The organism is Aeromonas sp. ZOR0002 (assembly GCF_963866995.1).
GTDB classification, from domain to species: domain Bacteria; phylum Pseudomonadota; class Gammaproteobacteria; order Enterobacterales; family Aeromonadaceae; genus Aeromonas; species Aeromonas caviae.
Window position 1 is genome coordinate 1 of sequence record NZ_CAWMFQ010000279.1, and the last position, 2,317, is coordinate 2,317.

Sequence of the window (2,317 nt, forward strand, 5' to 3'; positions counted from 1 at the left end):
ACCCGCTCTTTGAGCTCGATCCGGCCGGGGGCCACGACGGGCAGCTTGGCGAGGGCGCGGTTCCAGCGCGGCAGATCCCCGTGCAGGTTGTCGTGCTGCCAGGCGTGCAGCTGGGCGGGCAGGGTGTGCAGCCAGTGGCTCAACCTGTTCTTGGCGATCAGTTGATAAAAATGGGCGAAATCGATCATGGCTTAGTTGGTGTCGCTGGCTTTGATGGCAATCATGGAGCCGAAGTTGAAGCACTGGAACCAGAGGTCCAGGTGGGTGAAGCCGGCGTCCCGCAGGCGCGCCTGATGGACCGCCAGGGTGTCGGTGCGCATCACGTTCTCAAGGGCGGTGCGCTTCTGGCTGATTTCCAGCTCGCTGTAGCCGTTGGCCCGCTTGAAGTCGAGGTGCAAGTCGATGAGCAGCTCGTTGACCTGCTCGTCATCGAAGCGGAACTTCTCGCTCAGGATGAGGATGCCGCCGGGGCGCAGGCCGTCAAATATGCGCGCGATGAGGGCGGCCCGCTTCTCGGGGGCGACGAACTGCAGGGTGAAGTTGAGCACCACCACGGAGGCGTTCTCGATGGGGATGTCGCAGATGTCCGCCTCCACCAGATCCACCGGCACCTCGGACTTGAAGCCCGAGAGGTGAGCGCGGGCCCGCTCGATCATGGGGTGGGAGAGATCCACCGCCGTGATCTGGCAACCGGGCTGGGTGACGTGGCGGCGCATGGCCTGGGTCGCGGCGCCGAGGGAGCAGCCGAGATCGTAGAGGCGGCTCTGGGGCTGGGCGTAGCGGGCGGCCATCATGCCGATGGCGGAGATGATGTTGCTGTAACCGGGCACCGAGCGCTGGATCATGTCGGGGAAGACGTCGACGACCTGCTCGTCAAAGCAGAAGTCTCCCAGACGGGCAATGGGGGCGGCAAAAATCTGATCGTGCATGCTGACGCAACCTGACAGCCGGTGTGGTGGGCGGCTGTTTTATTCAATTGAATCTTGGGTGGACGGGCATCGAAATGGCGTCGTCACCGGTTGACGAACGGGGTGGCTTGCTCCGGGATCCTTCGGGCTGCCCCTGTTCGCAACGGGCCATGGTCCGGGCCCTCAGGGTGCCGGGCTGGGGTGGGCAACGCATTGCCATGCACCCAGGCCCGGGACCTTACTTGGGGCGCTAGTGTAGAGGAAAGGTGGGCGTTTGTCTTGACGCCAACCCCGGTGGGACCACAAAAAAAGCGGCTTTTTTTGGGGACGGAGAAGGGGCGGGGAGGGGGCCGCTCAAAAGGGCAGCACCCCCTGGCGGGCGCGATCGTTTTCTCCCGGCCAGGGGGCCATCTCCTGGCCGAGCAGGCGGCTGATCTGCCGTGCGAGTTCGGGGGCCAGGGCATTGTCGGCGGTGTGAACAAAGAGGTAGAGATCCTTGCCCTCCTGGAGCCATTGTTTCCAATGTGGCAACCATGGTGGCAAAAATGGGTGATTGTCCTCGATTTGAGGCAAACCAATCAGGCGCACCACCGGGGCACCCCCCGTGGCCAGCAGATGGACCGGCAACCTGGGTTTCTTGCCCTGGGCATCGATCATGGCGGCCGTGGTGGCGGGCACCGAGAAGAGCGGGCGGCTGTCGAGCATGATGCGATTGATGCCCCGCGCCATCAGCATCCGGTTGAGGGCCCGTTCCGCCTCCCCCTTGGCGAAGAAATCGGGGTGGCGCACCTCGAGGGCATAGGTGAAATCCTGGGGCAGCCGCGCGAAGAAGGCATCCAGACGGGCCAGCCCCTCTGGCCCGAAGCGGGCGGGCAGTTGCAGCTTGAGCAGCCCCAGCTTGTCATGCAGGGGGGCCAGCAGGCGGATGAAGGCCGTCACCTGTTTGTCCGCGCTCACCAGATCGCTCTGGTGGCTGATCTCCTTGGGAAACTTGAAGCTGAAGCGAAAGTGGTCGGGGACCGCATCGGCCCAGCGCTGCACCGTCTCCGGGGTCGGCGAGGCGTAGAAGGTGGTGTTGCCCTCCACGGAGTTGAACACCCGGGCATAGTCGGCGAGGTGCTCGGCGGGCCTGGCATTCATCCCCAGCAACTGGCCGGGCCAGGCCGGGTGTGACCACTGGGGCAGGCCCAAATAGAGGCTCATGATGGTTCCTGTCGGCAGGTTGGCGCACTTTTGCCCTCCTTTTTGCGCCAGAACAACAAAAAACAGGGTAAAGGGGGCTGCGGGCCATTTTACCCAAATGGAGGTTTTCCTCTATAATGCCAACCCTTTTGTTTGCCACATTGTCGTAATGCGCGCGACCGAGCCCCCGGGTGACGATGATCGCGGCCCGGCAGTGGCCAGACAAC

General features: G+C 63.7%; 3 protein-coding genes. All 3 read right to left on the reverse strand.

The features are described 5' to 3' along the window. A partial coding sequence (locus AACR77_RS15290; RefSeq protein ID WP_042882619.1) for a DUF1698 domain-containing protein occupies window positions 1–188 on the reverse strand: 188 nt, incomplete at its 3' end. A 3-nt stretch (window positions 189–191) separates the two neighbouring features. Further along, window positions 192–929: a carboxy-S-adenosyl-L-methionine synthase CmoA gene (gene cmoA / locus AACR77_RS15295; protein WP_042882621.1), complete on the reverse strand. Its 738-nt coding sequence runs from the start codon at window positions 927–929 to the stop codon at window positions 192–194. Window positions 930–1,262: 333 nt separating this feature from the next. After that, on the reverse strand, window positions 1,263–2,111 hold the full coding sequence (locus AACR77_RS15300; protein ID WP_041212707.1) for a DUF72 domain-containing protein: 849 nt from the start codon (window positions 2,109–2,111) through the stop codon (window positions 1,263–1,265). Between the last annotated feature and the right edge of the window lie 206 nt (window positions 2,112–2,317).